The organism is Nocardia salmonicida (assembly GCF_036142455.1).
Lineage (GTDB): Bacteria > Actinomycetota > Actinomycetes > Mycobacteriales > Mycobacteriaceae > Nocardia > Nocardia salmonicida.
This window is the reverse complement of the sequence record NZ_CP108014.1, coordinates 1,949,451-1,963,504: the sequence shown is the minus strand read 5'-3', so window position 1 is coordinate 1,963,504 and position 14,054 is coordinate 1,949,451. Positions and strand designations below refer to the sequence as shown.

At 68.3% G+C, this 14,054-nt stretch carries 11 protein-coding genes; 8 read left to right on the top strand and 3 right to left on the bottom strand.

The features are described from left to right. Positions 1 to 80: 80 nt before the first annotated feature. The gene (gene scpA / locus OHS03_RS09255) at positions 81 to 2,345 is read right to left on the bottom strand and encodes a methylmalonyl-CoA mutase (RefSeq protein WP_328662350.1); all 2,265 of its coding nucleotides are present in this window, start codon (positions 2,343 to 2,345) and stop codon (positions 81 to 83) included. Next, complete coding sequence (locus tag OHS03_RS09250) at positions 2,345 to 4,216, bottom strand: methylmalonyl-CoA mutase family protein (protein WP_328662349.1); 1,872 nt, start codon at positions 4,214 to 4,216, stop codon at positions 2,345 to 2,347. The genes scpA and OHS03_RS09250 overlap by 1 nt, the downstream gene beginning before the upstream one ends. A gap of 173 nt (positions 4,217 to 4,389) precedes the next feature. Here OHS03_RS09250 and OHS03_RS09245 point away from each other — a divergent pair, with 173 nt between their 5' ends. The 7 genes from OHS03_RS09245 to OHS03_RS09215 all read left to right on the top strand — a co-directional run bounded on the left by OHS03_RS09245 (position 4,390) and on the right by OHS03_RS09215 (position 12,260). Then, positions 4,390 to 5,076, top strand: a complete 687-nt coding sequence (locus OHS03_RS09245; RefSeq protein ID WP_328662348.1) for a TVP38/TMEM64 family protein — start codon at positions 4,390 to 4,392, stop codon at positions 5,074 to 5,076. Between the two features lie 50 nt (positions 5,077 to 5,126). Next, positions 5,127 to 5,987 (top strand): glycoside hydrolase family protein, encoded by an 861-nt coding sequence (locus OHS03_RS09240; RefSeq protein WP_328662347.1) that lies wholly within the window; start codon positions 5,127 to 5,129, stop codon positions 5,985 to 5,987. Between the two features lie 362 nt (positions 5,988 to 6,349). Further along, positions 6,350 to 7,780 carry a condensation domain-containing protein gene (locus OHS03_RS09235; RefSeq protein ID WP_328662346.1) on the top strand — a complete coding sequence of 477 codons (1,431 nt, stop codon included), beginning with the start codon at positions 6,350 to 6,352 and terminating at the stop codon, positions 7,778 to 7,780. A gap of 2 nt (positions 7,781 to 7,782) precedes the next feature. After that, positions 7,783 to 9,039, top strand: a complete 1,257-nt coding sequence (locus tag OHS03_RS09230) for a glycosyltransferase (protein ID WP_328662345.1) — start codon at positions 7,783 to 7,785, stop codon at positions 9,037 to 9,039. Further along, positions 9,036 to 9,998: an ATP-binding cassette domain-containing protein gene (locus OHS03_RS09225; RefSeq protein ID WP_328662344.1), complete on the top strand. Its 963-nt coding sequence runs from the start codon at positions 9,036 to 9,038 to the stop codon at positions 9,996 to 9,998. Before OHS03_RS09230 ends, OHS03_RS09225 begins: the two co-directional genes overlap by 4 nt. Before the next feature lie 29 nt (positions 9,999 to 10,027). Next, positions 10,028 to 10,852 carry an ABC transporter permease gene (locus OHS03_RS09220; RefSeq protein ID WP_328662343.1) on the top strand — a complete coding sequence of 275 codons (825 nt, stop codon included), beginning with the start codon at positions 10,028 to 10,030 and terminating at the stop codon, positions 10,850 to 10,852. 10 nt (positions 10,853 to 10,862) lie between these two features. Then, entirely contained in the window at positions 10,863 to 12,260 is a 1,398-nt protein-coding gene (locus OHS03_RS09215) for a hypothetical protein (protein WP_328662342.1), read from the top strand. Between the two features lie 4 nt (positions 12,261 to 12,264). On the opposite strand, the gene OHS03_RS09210 is transcribed toward OHS03_RS09215, so the two are convergent. After that, positions 12,265 to 12,663, bottom strand: a complete 399-nt coding sequence (locus OHS03_RS09210; protein WP_056817566.1) for a DUF779 domain-containing protein — start codon at positions 12,661 to 12,663, stop codon at positions 12,265 to 12,267. A gap of 158 nt (positions 12,664 to 12,821) precedes the next feature. Here OHS03_RS09210 and OHS03_RS09205 point away from each other — a divergent pair, with 158 nt between their 5' ends. Next, on the top strand, positions 12,822 to 13,817 hold the full coding sequence (locus tag OHS03_RS09205; RefSeq protein WP_328662341.1) for an MsnO8 family LLM class oxidoreductase: 996 nt from the start codon (positions 12,822 to 12,824) through the stop codon (positions 13,815 to 13,817). The last annotated feature ends 237 nt before the right edge of the window (positions 13,818 to 14,054 follow it).

Sequence of the window (14,054 nt, the reverse complement as noted above, 5' to 3'; positions counted from 1 at the left end):
GTTCCGTGGCGAGCCGACGCCCGCGGTGGTCCCGAGCCGAGGGTGCGCGTCGGCACCCCCGGCTACCTGTGCGGCGTCGCTCATTCGCCTGTGCCGCCGCCGATCTCGTGCCCGAGTGCCGCGCCCAGCTTCTTCAACAGATCGATGGCCGCGTCGGCGATGACGGTGCCCGGCGGGAAGATCGCCGCGGCACCGGCCTCGTAGAGCTCGTCGAAGTCACCGGGCGGGATCACGCCGCCGACGATGACCATGATGTCGGGGCGACCGACATCGGCCAGTGCCTGCCGCAGGGCGGGCACCAGCGTGAGGTGACCAGCGGCCAGCGAGGACACACCGACGATGTGCACGTCGTTGTCGGCCGCCTGGCGCGCCACCTCTTCGGGCGTCTGGAACAGCGGGCCCACGTCGACGTCCATGCCGAGGTCGGCGAACGCCGTCGCGATCACTTTCTGGCCGCGGTCGTGGCCGTCCTGGCCCATCTTGGCGACCAGGATGCGGGGACGACGCCCCTCGGCCTCGCCGAATTCCTCGACCAGCGCGATGGCGGCGCCGATGTTGGTGGCCTTGCCTGCTTCGTCACGGTACACACCGGACAGGGTACGGATTTCGGCCTGATGGCGGCCGTAGACCTTCTCCAGCGCGTCGGAGATCTCACCGACGGTGGCCTTGGCGCGCGCCGCGTCGATGGCGAGCGCGAGCAGGTTGTTCTCCATGCCGCCTTCGGTCGCCGAAGCCGCACGGGTCAATTCGGCCAGTGCCCGCTCCACAGCGACCGAATCACGTTCGGCGCGAAGCCGTTCCAGCTTCTCGATCTGCTCGGCACGCACCCGCGAGTTCTCGACCTTGAGGACCTCGACCGCGTGGTCCTCTTCGACCTGGTACTTGTTCACGCCGATCACCGGCTGCTGGCCGGTGTCGATGCGCGCCTGGGTCCGCGCGGCGGCCTCTTCGATGCGCAGCTTCGGAATACCTTCCGAAATCGCCTGTGCCATACCGCCGTGCGCCTCGACCTCGGCGATGTGGGCGCGAGCCCGCTCGGCGAGCTGGTGGGTGAGCCACTCGACGTAGTACGAGCCGCCCCACGGGTCGATCGGGCGGGTGGTGTTGGATTCCTGCTGGATGAGCAGCTGGGTGTTGCGGGCGATGCGGGCGGAGAAGTCCGTCGGCAGGGCCAGTGCCTCGTCGAGCGCGTTGGTGTGCAGTGACTGGGTGTGTCCCTGGGTCGCGGCCATCGCCTCGATGCAGGTGCGCGCCACGTTGTTGTAGGCGTCCTGCGCGGTCAGCGACCAGCCCGAGGTCTGCGAATGTGTCCGCAGCGACAGCGATTTCGCGCTCTTGGGTTCGAACTTCGACACCAGCTCGCTCCACAGCAGACGCCCCGCGCGCAGCTTGGCGACCTCCATGAAGAAGTTCATGCCGATGGCCCAGAAGAACGACAGGCGCGGTGCGAACTTGTCGACATCCATGCCCGCGGCGATGCCGGCGCGGATGTACTCCACACCGTCGGCGAGGGTGTAGGCCAGCTCCAGATCGGCGGTCGCACCGGCCTCTTGGATGTGGTAGCCCGAGATGGAGATGGAGTTGAACTTCGGCATCTTCGCGCTGGTGAAGGCGAAGATGTCGGAGATGATCCGCATCGAGGGCTTGGGCGGATAGATGTAGGTGTTGCGGACCATGAACTCTTTCAGAATGTCGTTCTGAATGGTTCCGGCCAGCTGCTCGGGCGTCACGCCCTGCTCTTCGGCGGCGACCACGTAGAGCGCCAGGATCGGCAGCACCGCGCCGTTCATGGTCATCGACACCGACACCTGATCCAGGGGGATCTGGTCGAAGAGCTGACGCATGTCCAGGATCGAGTCGATCGCGACACCGGCCATACCGACATCACCTTGGACGCGGGGGTGGTCGGAGTCGTAGCCACGGTGGGTGGCGAGGTCGAAGGCGACCGAGAGGCCCTTCTGGCCCGCCTGCAAGTTGCGGCGGTAGAAGGCATTGGAGTCCGCGGCGGTGGAGAAGCCGGCGTACTGGCGGATCGTCCACGGCTGGTTCACGTACATGGTCGGGTACGGGCCGCGAAGGAACGGCGCGACGCCGGGCACGGTGTCGAGGGGATAGCCCTGTGCGACAACGGCATCCCGGTCGGCCTTGGTGAACACCGGCGGAACGTCGATGCCCTCGGGGGTCGACCAGACCAGCTGCTCGGCAGTGGTGTGGTTGGCCGTCGCGGCATCGGCCACGAAGGTGCGCACCTGCTCGGCGTCGACGTCGGCGGGCGCGGGCGCGTGGTCGGTCAGCGGCACCTCGGCGAAGCTGCCGATGACGTGCTCGATATCGGATGTGGTCATCAGGCTCCCACCTTCTCCAGCAGCTGCGACAGGACCGCGACCGCGTCGATACGCAGGGCAAGGTACCCGTCGGGACGCTGCGTCCCGCTGAATTGCTCGACCGCCTTCTCGGGTCCGGCCAGCAGCACGGTCTCGATTCCGGCGGCGCGCAGGGCGTCGGTGGCGTCTCCCGCCTGCTCGCCGTAGCGCTTGTCCGCACCGCACAGCACCGCGATGCGCGCACCGGATTCGGTGGCGGCGGCGGCGATCGCGTCGACCGTGAGCGGACCGGGGTTCACCGACTCGATGCCGCCCGAGGCGAGCACGTTCGCGGTGAAGATGGTGCGCGCGTTGTGTTCGGCGACCAAGCCGAGCGGCACGATCAGCGCCTTCGGACGAGCGCCGTTGGCAGCCAGGTAGGCATCGGAGCGGTTGCGCAGCGCTTCGAAGGCTGCGCCGTAACGCACGTTCGGGCCCGGCTCGCGGGCCTGCTCCGACAGCGGGGTCTCGGCGAGGTTGGGGAACTCGTTGACTCCGGTGACCGCGGTCCGGCGATGGGCCACGTCGGCGGAGCGCGCGGCGGCGGTCTCGGCGATCCGGGCAGCGAGCACACCGGCGTCCAGCGCGGCGAGGTAGCCACCGGCGGACTCGAGCTCCTGCATGAATTCCCAGGCCTTGGCGGCGAGTTCGTCGGTCAGCTTGTCGACATACCAGGAACCGGCAGCCGGGTCCTGCACGTGCCCGAGACGGGATTCCTCGAGCAGCAGCAGCTGAGTGTTGCGAGCCAGGCGCTGGGAGAACGTCGTCGAGACGCCGAGTTCGCCCGCGGGCAGCGCCGCGTCGAAGGGCAGCACGGTCACCGAGTCGGCGCCACCGACGCCGGCGCCGAACGCGGCGAGCGTGGTGCGCAACAGGTTCACCCAGGGGTCACGCTGGGTCATCATGGCGGCCGAGGTGATCGCGTGCTGCGGAGCGGCGCCGAAGGCGGGAGCACCGGAGACCTGGGCGACTCGGGCCCACAGCCGTCGTGCCGCCCGGAACTTCACGATGGTGGCGAATTGATCGTCGGTGGCCGCGAAGCGGAACTCGAGCTGACCGAACGCGTCGGCGATGTCCACCCCGGCGGCGGTCAGCAGACGCAGGTAGGCCAGACCGGCCGCGACGGCGGCGCCCACTTCCTGTGCGTCGGCGGCACCGGCGTTGTGGAAGGCGATGCCGTCCACCGTGATCGCGCGGACCGTCTCGGGCCGGGCGATCGCTTGCACGGCGAGTGCGACAGTCCCTGCTTGATCGAGGTCTTCGGCACCGGTGAAGGCACTCGTCAGCGGGGCCGCGCCGAGGCCGACGCGGATCTGCGCGCGATCGGCGATCGAATACGCGTCGAGTAGTTCGTACACCTGCTCGGCGGCGGCGCCGACAGCCGCACCCGCCACCAGCGTCAGCGGAGCCAGCTCGAACAGCACGCCACGCAGTGCGACAGGGATGTCGTCGACGGGGACACCATAGGTGCCCGCTCCGAGCGCGATCGCGCTCACGCCGTTTTCCAGACCGGTCAGGATCGCCCGGTTGGTGGCCTCGGCGTCGTCCGCACCGGCGAACGCGCCGACGAACCAGCCGCGCTGCGGATCACGCGTGGCGTCGCCACCGCGCACATACGGGAAGGCGCCGGGCAGCGGCTGCTCGGGCAGCTCGTCGCGGCGGGTGTAGAGCGGGGCGATCGTCAGCCCGTCATAGGTGGTCTCATCGAGCAGATGTTCCGGTTCGGCGGGGAGCTCGGAAGCCTCGACCCGTCGCGCTTTCGCCAGCACACCCGCCACACCCTTGCGCCACGCGGCGTACTCGGGCACCGGATCCGGTGCGAGCCCCGCCCCGGACTCTGAACCAATCGGCATAGCTGCTGTTCTCTCTTCCGTTCGACGACCGCACCCCGGTGTGCTGCCGGTCCGTGAAATCCCACAAACGGGCCCACAGCGAACCAGGATGTATCCGGTTCCCCGATGATGCTATCTGTGACAGCGTGTCCACCCACTCGGGCCATCCCCTACCGGCCGGTACGCTTACCCGGGTGTCTCGACTGATCCGCTCCCCGCGCCTGCTCATCGCCATGGCCGGGCTCGCCGCGCTGTTCGTGGTGGCGATGCTGGTTCCGTTGCCGGGCCCGCAGCAGATCCGAGACTGGGCCGGTGGCGCCGGGCCGCTGTTGCCGTTGCTGTTCTTCCTTTTCTATGCGGTGGTCGCCGTAGCCCCTGTTCCGCGCACCGTGCTCACCGTGACCAGTGGCGTGCTGTTCGGTCCGATCCTCGGTTCGGTGATCGCTCTCGGCGCGACGGCGGTGAGCGCGACCTCGGCTCTGCTCGGCGTCCGCGCGGTGGGCCGCGACCGAGTCGCCCGACACCTGACGCATCCGGCGGTGCGCACGATCGACGAGCGGCTGGCTCGGCGCGGCTGGCTCGCGGTGGCCGCGCTGCGGATGATCCCGATGGCGCCGTTCTCGATCGTCAATTACTGCTGCGGCCTGTCCTCGGTGCGGGTCCGGCCCTATCTCGTTGCGACACTGGTCGGTTCGGCGCCGGGCACGATCGCGACGGTGGTGCTCGCCGGTTCGCTGGTCGGCGGCACCCACCCGATCGCGATCACCGTCTCGGCGATCTGTCTGTCGCTCGGCCTGATCGGGCTGATCGTCGACGCCCGGTTGCCGGTACACCCCTCCCCGGTCGACGCGGACGCCGAACCCGTCGCTGTTACCCGTTGATCGGCGCGCCTCCCGCGCCGCGTAGCGATTCGACCGGATAATCGCTGGTCATGGCGATGACAGTGGGCCGACGATCTGCACTCGCGCTGCTCGCCGGGCTGCCACTGCTCGCCGCGGGAACGGCCAGGGCACAATCCTCGCTCGGCCCCGGCGTCGGCATCGACCCGCCACGCACCCCGATCCGCTACACGATGACGGCTTTTCGCGCCGACAGCGATACCACGCTCGCGGTGTACGAATCGAGCGACGGTACCGATTTCTCTCCGGTCAGCGAGCACGCGTTCACCCCACCAACCGGCCTGGTCCGCGATCCCAGCGTGCTGTTGCATACCGACGGCGCCTATTACCTCACCTATACGATCGCCGGTGACGCGACCGCGATCGGGCTGGCACGCAGTCGAGACCGGATCACATGGACGTTCCTCGCCAACGTCCCGATCCTCGTGCCGGGACGACTCGAGGGTGCGTGGGCGCCGGAGTGGTACGCCGACGCAGCAGGCCGAGTCGGCATCATCGTCTCGCTCACCTGGGGTCGCGGTTTCACTCCGCATCTGCTCATCCCCCTCGATGCCGGACTCACGACATGGGCGCCGCCGTTGCCCCTGTTGGGCCTCGGTCCGAGCGGGCCCGGCTCGCTGGGATACATCGACACCACACTGCAACGACTGGACGGGCGACTTTTCGCGTTCGTGAAGAACGAGGACTCCAAGCTGATCGAACTGGCCGTCGCCGATCGCCCGCTCGGCCCCTTCACTTTCGTGGCCACGGGTGACTGGGCGGGCTGGGGCGGTCCACGCGAAGGCCAGTCGGTGGTCCCCCTCCCCGGCGGCGGCCATCGCATCTACCTCGACGCCTACACCGACGGTCGGTACTACTTCAGCGACAGCTACGACGGGTTCCGCACCTGGTAGACGCCGACCGAGCTGCCCGGCCTGTCCGGGGTCGTGCGGCACGGCACGGTGCTCCCCGAATTCGGGCCGCCCACCGACTGATCGGGACAGTGTCGACCAAACGTCCATTACCTGAAGACGCCTGTTTCATGTCGGAGAATCGACACGAAATGAAAGTGATATTGTTCACATCATCTATTAGTGACTAAGTAATATTTCACAAATCTATACAGTTATAAGCTGTAGACTCGCGGATAACCCAGGGTTCGCCGGAAGCATCCGGTGCGGTATCCAGAGCAACATCGGTGACGCTTCTGCGGTCACCCAGTCCCTGTTCGTTCGTGCCGTTCTCGGCCTGTTTTTCCCCCTTGAGGTGACCCGGTATGGAATACACACATCTGTCCGAATTCCGAATTCGCTCCGGCGATCTGTCGATCTGGACTCCCGCCACCATCACTGCCGATACCTGGACCGACGACCAGCGTCCGCTGGCCAGCGTGCACGAGCAGTATCTCGGCTTCATCGACCCCGAAGACCCCCGTCCGGGCCGCGGTCGTTGGATCGGCACCATCTTCGAAATGGATGCCCCACTCGACGAGCAGGCGTGGGCGACCACATTGCAACTGTGGCACGATCGCCACGAGGGCTTCCGGACCACTGTCGCCCCCACCGGCGACGGCGGCTACCACCGGGTGACCACCGCCCCGGGCACCGTCCGAGTCACCGGCGTTCCGGTCGCCGATCCGACCGACGGTGACGAGATCAACGAATACCTTTGCGAGCTACTGGAACTGCGCCTGTCCCCGCTGGTCTGGCCGCATCTGCTGGTCGCCACCGTCGCCCACGAGACCGCCGACTTCACCGTATTGGTCGGCGCCGATCACTCGGTCCTCGACGCCTACTCCCAGGCGGTGCTCATCCTCGAGCTGCGCACCATCTACGCCGCGGTCACCACCGGCGGCGAGATCCGCGACTCGGCCACCTTCGGCAGTCCCGCCGACTATGCCGTGATCGAGCGCGCCGCGGCCGAGGAACTGACCCCCGACTCGCCCGCGGTCGCACTGTGGCGCGAATTCCTCGGCACCCCAGGCTCTCCCATGCCCCGCTTCGCCGCCGACCGGGTCGCCGTGTTGGACGATGAACACGCCCAGCCCAGTGTCTCGCGCACGCTCCTTTCCCTCGCGCAGCTCGAAGAGGTCGAGGAAGCGTTGGAACGAGTCAAACACCGGCTCTCGGTGACCGTGTTCGCCGCACTGGCCATCGCCACTCGTGAGACCTTCGGCGAGAACCGATTCCGCACCGTGATGCCGATCGTGACCCGACCCGACCTGACCTGGCTCGAGTCGATGGGCTGGTTCGTCAATGTCGTGCCGGTCGATGTCACCCTGCCCGCCGGTGCCGACATGGCCGTGGCGCTGGACGAGACCCGCACCGCGCTCAAGCGCTCCCGCCACTGCAACGACGCCTCCTGGGGACGCTCGCTGGCGATGGTCGGTGCGACGGAAGGCCCGACCTACGGCGCCTCGTTCCTCGACATCCGTATCCTGCCGGACTACGAACTGGTCGCTGACCTGCGTGGACGCACGCTGCGCGCGGTGTCGTACTCCACCGACGAGGTGTACTTCTGGATCGTGCGTGGTCCCGATGGCCTCTACGTGTCCACCCGCTACCCCGCGGGCCTACCCGCCGAGGTGATGGACACCTTCCTCGCAGAGTTCGCCAAGGCCATCTACGCGGTGACCACGATCGCGGCGCCGGTCGCGACCGCGGCCGGCATCGATACCGCGGCAGCGGCGGCGCTGAGCGCGGGCTGACAATGCGCGCACTGCTGGCCTTCACCGGAAGCCGCGGCGATGCTCAACCCGGCATCCTGCTGGCCCGCGAGCTGCTGGCTCGCGGGCATTCCGTGACACTCGCGCTCTCGCCCAATCTCGTCGAATTCGCCGCCACCCACGGCATTCCCGCGGTCGGTTTCGGCCGCGACAGTGCCGAATTGCTGTACACCCAGCACAGCGATCAGCGGTTCCGCAGTCCGGACCCGCGCCAACGAGTGCGCGCGGTGCTGGCCCTGCAGCGGCGCGGGGTGGCCCGCGCGCTGCGCGAACTCCACGTCCTCGCGCCCGGTCACGATGTGCTGGTCACCGGGATGGCGGGCGAGGAGACGGCGGAGAAGGTCGCGCGAAGAGTCGGCTTGCCGTTGGCCGCGGTGCACTTCTTCCCGATCCACCCCAATCGCTCGGTCCCGGTGATACCTACCGAGTGGGGGGCCCGGATTCCCGGTGCGCTCAACCGTCGCATCTGGTCGGCGCTGAGGTGGGCGCGTGACGCCGCGCTCGCCTTGCCCTTCTCCGAGTTCGGAGTCGTGGAACATCCTCTGCCGGAACGGGTCTCGATCCAGGCATACGACGTCGACCTGTTTCCCGGGTTGGCGGCCGAACTGCCGGATCGGCACCCGATCGTCGGGTTCGCCGTCGACGTCGACGGATACCTCGGCGGTCCGGTCGACGCCGAGCTCGACGCGTGGCTCGACGCCGGGCCCGCACCGGTGTATGTCGGCTTCGGCTCGATGGCGGTCGGCGATCCGGCGGCGCTGATGGCCGTGCTGCGTGCGGTGTGCGCGCGGCGTGGGCAGCGCCTGCTGCTCGCCGCCGGGTGGGCCGGCATCGAACCCGTCCTGACACCGGAGGTGGCGATCGTCGAACAGCTCGACCATGCCACGGTGTTCCCACGTTGCGTCGCCGCGGTCCATCACGGCGGCGCCGGAACGACAGCCGCCGCGCTACGAGCCGGTGTGCCGCAAGTGATCTGCGCGATCCAGGCCGATCAACCGTACTGGGGTCGCGCGCTGGCTCGGCTCGGCCTGGCGGGCACCATGCGCGCCGCCGAGCTCAGCGAGCGTCGGCTCACCGCGCTGCTGGACCTGGTGGCCGCACCGCGTGTGGTATCGCGGGTGGCCGACTATGCGAGCCGGTTCTCCGGCGACGGCGTGCCCAGGGCCGCCGATGAGGTGGAATCCCTGGTCCGCCAACCATTTCCGACAGCACCCCTCGACCACGCCGGGAGGCTCGGATGAGCACCGAAATTGCCGTCCGCACCAGCGGACTCGGCAAGTCCTACGGCGACTTCACCGCGGTCGGCAGCGTCGATCTCGAGATCGCGGCCGGCTCGGTGTTCGCGATGCTCGGCCCCAACGGGGCGGGCAAGACCACCACGGTGCGAATGTTGGCCACACTGCTGCGACCGGATCGTGGCACCGCCGAGGTGTTCGGCTACGACGTCGTCTCCGAGGCCACGGCCGTGCGGTCGATGATCGGGCTCACCGGTCAATACGCCTCGGTCGACGAAACCCTTACCGCCGGTGAGAATCTACGCTTGTTCGGTCGCCTGCTCGGGCTGTCACGCAAGGACGCGGCCGGGCGCTGCGACGAACTGCTCGAGCAGTTCGAGCTCTCGTCGGTGGCACGCCGTAGTGTCAGCGCGTTCTCCGGCGGCATGCGGCGACGACTCGACCTGGCGGCGACCCTGATCACTGTGCCACCGCTGATCTTCCTCGACGAGCCGACCACGGGCCTGGACCCGCACACCCGAGAACGCATGTGGGGCATCGTGCGTGGCCTGGTCGAGCGGGGGGCCACGGTACTGCTGACCACTCAGTACCTCGACGAGGCCGACGCGCTCGCCGACCGGATCGCGGTCATCGACCGGGGCAACCTCGTCGCCGAGGGCACCCCGTCCGAGCTGAAATCCTCGATCGGTGACCAGGTTCTGCGCCTGGACATCCCTGACACCGCGGACCTGCGACGCGCCGAGTCGCTGATCCAGGACATCACCGGTGAGGTCCCCGACGGGTCGTCGACCGGCACCTTGACCGTCGCCCTGTCCGAGGTCACCATCGCCGCCGACATCGTCGCGGCCTGCCGCGACGCGGGCATCGCCCTGCGCGGCTTCGCGGTGGACCGACCCGATCTCAACGAGGTGTTCCTGGCGCTGACCGGACACACCCACACCGCCGACCGAGCCGACGTGGCGTGAGCGCCCTACGCGAGAAATCGAGGCCCGCAATGACTCTCGCCGTCGAGACCGCCCCGACCCCCACTCAGGTCGTGCGCGCGCCGCGCGTGACCCGCGTCAGTCCCTTTGCCGCGCTCCAGCATTCGCTGATGATGGCGTGGCGCGGACTGCTGACGTTCCGGCACAGCCCACAGCTGCTCTACGACGCCATCTTGCTGCCGATCGTCGGGCCGGTGCTCTTCGGCAGCATCTTCGGCACCGCCATCGCGGGCAGTACGGCGGCCTACCTGCCGATCATGATTCCGGGCGTGCTGGTCCAGATCGTGCTCACCTCCTCGGTCGCGACCGGCGTGCAACTCTCCGAGGACATCCACTCGGGTGTTTTCGATCGCTTCGTCGCCATGCCGATCGCCCGCTCAGCGCCGGTAGCTGGAACGTTGCTGGCGGGCGCGGTGCGCTATCTCATCGCCGCCACCACGGTCGTGATCGTCGGATTCTGCATGGGCTATCGACCCGAGCACACCGCCGGATTCCTGGCCGGTGCTGTTTTGGTCGTAGTCGCCACAACCGCTATCAGTTGGTTGTTCGCCTTCATCGGCGCCACGATCGCCCGCCCGGCCGCCGTGCAGGGCATGTCGATGCTGGTTCTGACCTTCCTCGGCTTCGCCTCCAACGCGCTGGTGCCCGAGGAAGCCATGCCGACCTGGATGCGCCACGTGTCCGACCTGAATCCGGTGTCCTACCTGGTCTCCGCGGTGCGCACGCTGGCTGCCGACGGCACCGTCGGCGCCGACGCCCTGTGGTCACTGGTCGCCTCGGTAGTCGTGGTCGCCATTTTCGCGCCGTTGACCGTGCGCACCCTCCGTTCCCGATGAGGAGTACCCGATGACCGTCACTTCCCCTTCCGTCACCTCCGCCGCAGCGGTGGCCGCGGGTCCCACCGGCCTCAACCGGATCACCGCCGACGACGACCTGTTCTTCAAACTGCACAGCCTCTACCCCAACGCCCTGGTCAATCAGCTGGCCTACCGTTTCGACGCCCCGCTGGGGCGCGATCTGCTCGAACGGTGGCACGCACACCTGGCGACCGGTTTCATCGCTCGCCGGGTCCGCACCACCTGGTTCCCGATCGCCCGAGCGCACTGGGAGCCCGCCACCGAATCCCTGCCGCTGCGCTGGTCGGACACGCCGATTTCCGACGACGGGGTACTCGACTGGTTCCTGGAGCAGGCCGCCGTCGAATTCGACCCGGAACGCGGACTGGTGTGGCAACTGGCCGGCGCGCCGACCGAATCCGGTGGCACCGTGGTCACCCTGGTCGCATCCCATGTCGCGTGTGACGGCGGCGGCATGATGCACGCGATCGTCGACTCGCTGGACCGGCTCAACCGTGGCGAGTCACCCGACCGCGCGGCCAGTGCGGGCAGACTCGTCGGCCCGGTCGCGAGCAGAGGCCGTTTCGCCGCCGACCTCGCCGATGCCCGCGGTCAGTTGCGTGCCGTGGCTCGCGGAGTCCGCGCGGCTCGCCGGTCCCGCGGCGTCAGCGAACCGGCCCGCAATCCCCGCCCGACCGCCCCGCGTCTACCGCATGCCGACACCTGGCAGGCCGCCGAGTCGATCGTCCAGCTCGATCTCGCCGAATGGGACGCCGTCGCCGCCGCACACGGCGGGACCACCAACGGTCTGCTGATCGGCGTCGCAGTCGGCTTGCTCGGCCGCAGCGGCCGGATCGCCGACGGCGCCGAGGTCCGCGTCGACATTCCGCATTCGATGCGCGAGGCCGACGACCGCCGGGCCAATGCCACCACCGGACTACCGATCAGTGTCGGCTACCGCGTCGGCGAACGCGCCGATCTGCCCGCCGTCCGCGCCGCGCTCAAGGCGGCGGGCCTGGCCTACCGCGATCCCACGACCATCCCGCCCATCCAGCACTTGCAACCGGTGCAGATGCTGCTGCCGAAGGTGGTGCTGCACAAGTTCGCCCGCACCGCGAAGGCGCCGGAGTGCCTGTGCACCAACATGGGTCGCACGGCACAGAACATCGCGGTCCTCGGCCCGCACCGGGCGCGCGACGTCATCATGCGTCCGGTGGTCAATCCCGGCCCGGTCGAGTTGTTCCGTCAGGTAGAGGTCGGCGTCAATCTCGCCTTCTCCTGCGATGACGACACCGTGACGCTGGTGGTCACCGGCGGCGACCCCGACCGTTTCCCGACCCGTGCGGCTCTGCGCGAGCTATTGGCCGCGGAGTTCGCCGGCTGGGGGCTGACTCCGCGCTTCTGGTGAGCGACTAGGAGGCCTCCTCGGCGAATTCGGCAGCGGCATCGATGTTGTCGACGCGCAGGGCGAACCGGAACCCGCACGTCGCCTCCAGGGAAGCAGAACCTCGCTGCGGACGGTTGCGCACCTCGATCCGCACATCGATGTCGTCGAAGCCGACATGGAATCGCTCCGCCATCCACAACTGTGTGTGCCATGCCGTCTGGCCGGCCAGGACGTCACCCGCGCCGGGACGGAACTCACTGCGCCGCACACAGATCGGCGTGTACCCATCGGTATCGGGCGCGAGGTACAGCACCACCGGGCCGTGCATCTCGAGCAGCAGTCGCAGCACGCGCAGCGCGTCATCGCTGGCCTCGACCGCACGGTGGCGATGATCTACCTTGCGGCCGTTGGGATGTCGAACCATGGTGCACTCCTCGCAGTTTTCTCGCCGGTGATCGCGCTCGGGGCACACTATGGTTGCGAAAGGTTGGTCCAGGGTTGGTACCGATCTAAACCTGCGAAGATCACCCGCGCGTGTCACCGCCACGGAATCGCCGCGCGTCTTCGACGTTGACTACTGATATGGCACTCGAATCGGTTCGCTTCTCGATCCTGGACCGCTCGCGCGTGCGGCGCGGGCAGGACCACGCCGCCGCCCTGCGCGAGACAGTCGCGTTCGCGGCACTGGCCGAGCAGTGGGGCTATCACCGGTTCTGGGTCGCCGAGCATCACAGCGTTCCCGGTGTCGCCGGAACCGCGCCGACCGTGCTCGCCGCCGCGGTCGCGGCGGCCACCGCGCGAATCCGCGTCGGCACCGGCGGGGTGATGCTGCCCAATCATCAACCACTCGTCGTCGCCGAGCAGTTCGGCGTGCTCGCATCACTGTTCCCCGGACGTATCGACATGGGCCTGGGTCGTTCGGTCGGATTCACCGACGGTGTACGCCGCGCACTCGGCCACGATCTCGACGATGCCGACGATTTCGACGCGCGCCTGATCGAGGTCCTCGACTACTTCGAGGCGGGCAGGCAGGGCGTGCACGCCGTCTCCGCGGAAGGCGCCGACGTGCCGACGTTCCTCCTTGCCACCGGTTCCGGGGCCGAGCGCGCCGCGCGGTTCGGGCTGCCGCTGGTGATCGCCCCGATCGCGGGCACACAGTCCATGGTGGAGGCGATCGAGCGGTACCGCACTCTGTTCCAGCCCACCGCTCGGGTGCCACGACCGTATGTCGTCGTCTCCGCGGCGGTGGTGATCGCCGACTCTACCGAACAGGCACACCGACTCCTGCTCCCCGAGGCGTGGTCGAGTGCCTACTCGCGCACGCACGGCGAGTTCCCCGCGCTGATCCCACCCGAACAGATCGACCCGGCGACGATGACCGACCGGCAGCGCCATCACTTCGAGCAGGCGCTCGGCAATCAGATCCACGGCACCGAGGACCAGGTGGCAGAAGCGTTGGAGAACCTGGTCGGCCGCACCGACGCCGACGAAATCCTCGTCCACACCAGCACTTTCGATCGTGCGGCGCGGCTGGATTCGCACCGGCGGCTGGCTCGCGTCGTCGGCTCGGGAAGTTAGTCCGGCAGCCAAACTTCGCGCGGACACTTGTGCTCCGAAGACAAGACCGCTCTGCGCGCAATTTATTCGACGGTGTAAACAATCGTGAGGTCACTCACTGCGCGAGCACCGTTCTGCAGCACCGCACGGCCGCGTCGACGACCTGAGTGATCGATAGCCCAACCATTGCCGATACGCGCACGAAGTCACCTGTCCTGGCAGTATGTGCGCATTTCCCGGATTGCCGTAGTTTCCGTA

Bases quoted from the DNA above. Each gene is read 5' to 3' on its own strand.
- OHS03_RS09210 (WP_056817566.1), bottom strand. From the start codon at position 12,663: ATGGTTCGACATCCCAACGGCCGCAAGGTAGATCATCGCCACCGTGCG.
- OHS03_RS09230 (WP_328662345.1), top strand. From the start codon at position 7,783: ATGCGCGCACTGCTGGCCTTCACCGGAAGCCGCGGCGATGCTCAACCC.
- scpA (WP_328662350.1), bottom strand. From the start codon at position 2,345: ATGACCACATCCGATATCGAGCACGTCATCGGCAGCTTCGCCGAGGTG.
- OHS03_RS09205 (WP_328662341.1), top strand. From the start codon at position 12,822: ATGGCACTCGAATCGGTTCGCTTCTCGATCCTGGACCGCTCGCGCGTG.
- OHS03_RS09215 (WP_328662342.1), top strand. From the start codon at position 10,863: ATGACCGTCACTTCCCCTTCCGTCACCTCCGCCGCAGCGGTGGCCGCG.
- OHS03_RS09220 (WP_328662343.1), top strand. From the start codon at position 10,028: ATGACTCTCGCCGTCGAGACCGCCCCGACCCCCACTCAGGTCGTGCGC.
- OHS03_RS09235 (WP_328662346.1), top strand. From the start codon at position 6,350: ATGGAATACACACATCTGTCCGAATTCCGAATTCGCTCCGGCGATCTG.
- OHS03_RS09250 (WP_328662349.1), bottom strand. From the start codon at position 4,216: ATGCCGATTGGTTCAGAGTCCGGGGCGGGGCTCGCACCGGATCCGGTG.
- OHS03_RS09240 (WP_328662347.1), top strand. From the start codon at position 5,127: ATGGCGATGACAGTGGGCCGACGATCTGCACTCGCGCTGCTCGCCGGG.
- OHS03_RS09225 (WP_328662344.1), top strand. From the start codon at position 9,036: ATGAGCACCGAAATTGCCGTCCGCACCAGCGGACTCGGCAAGTCCTAC.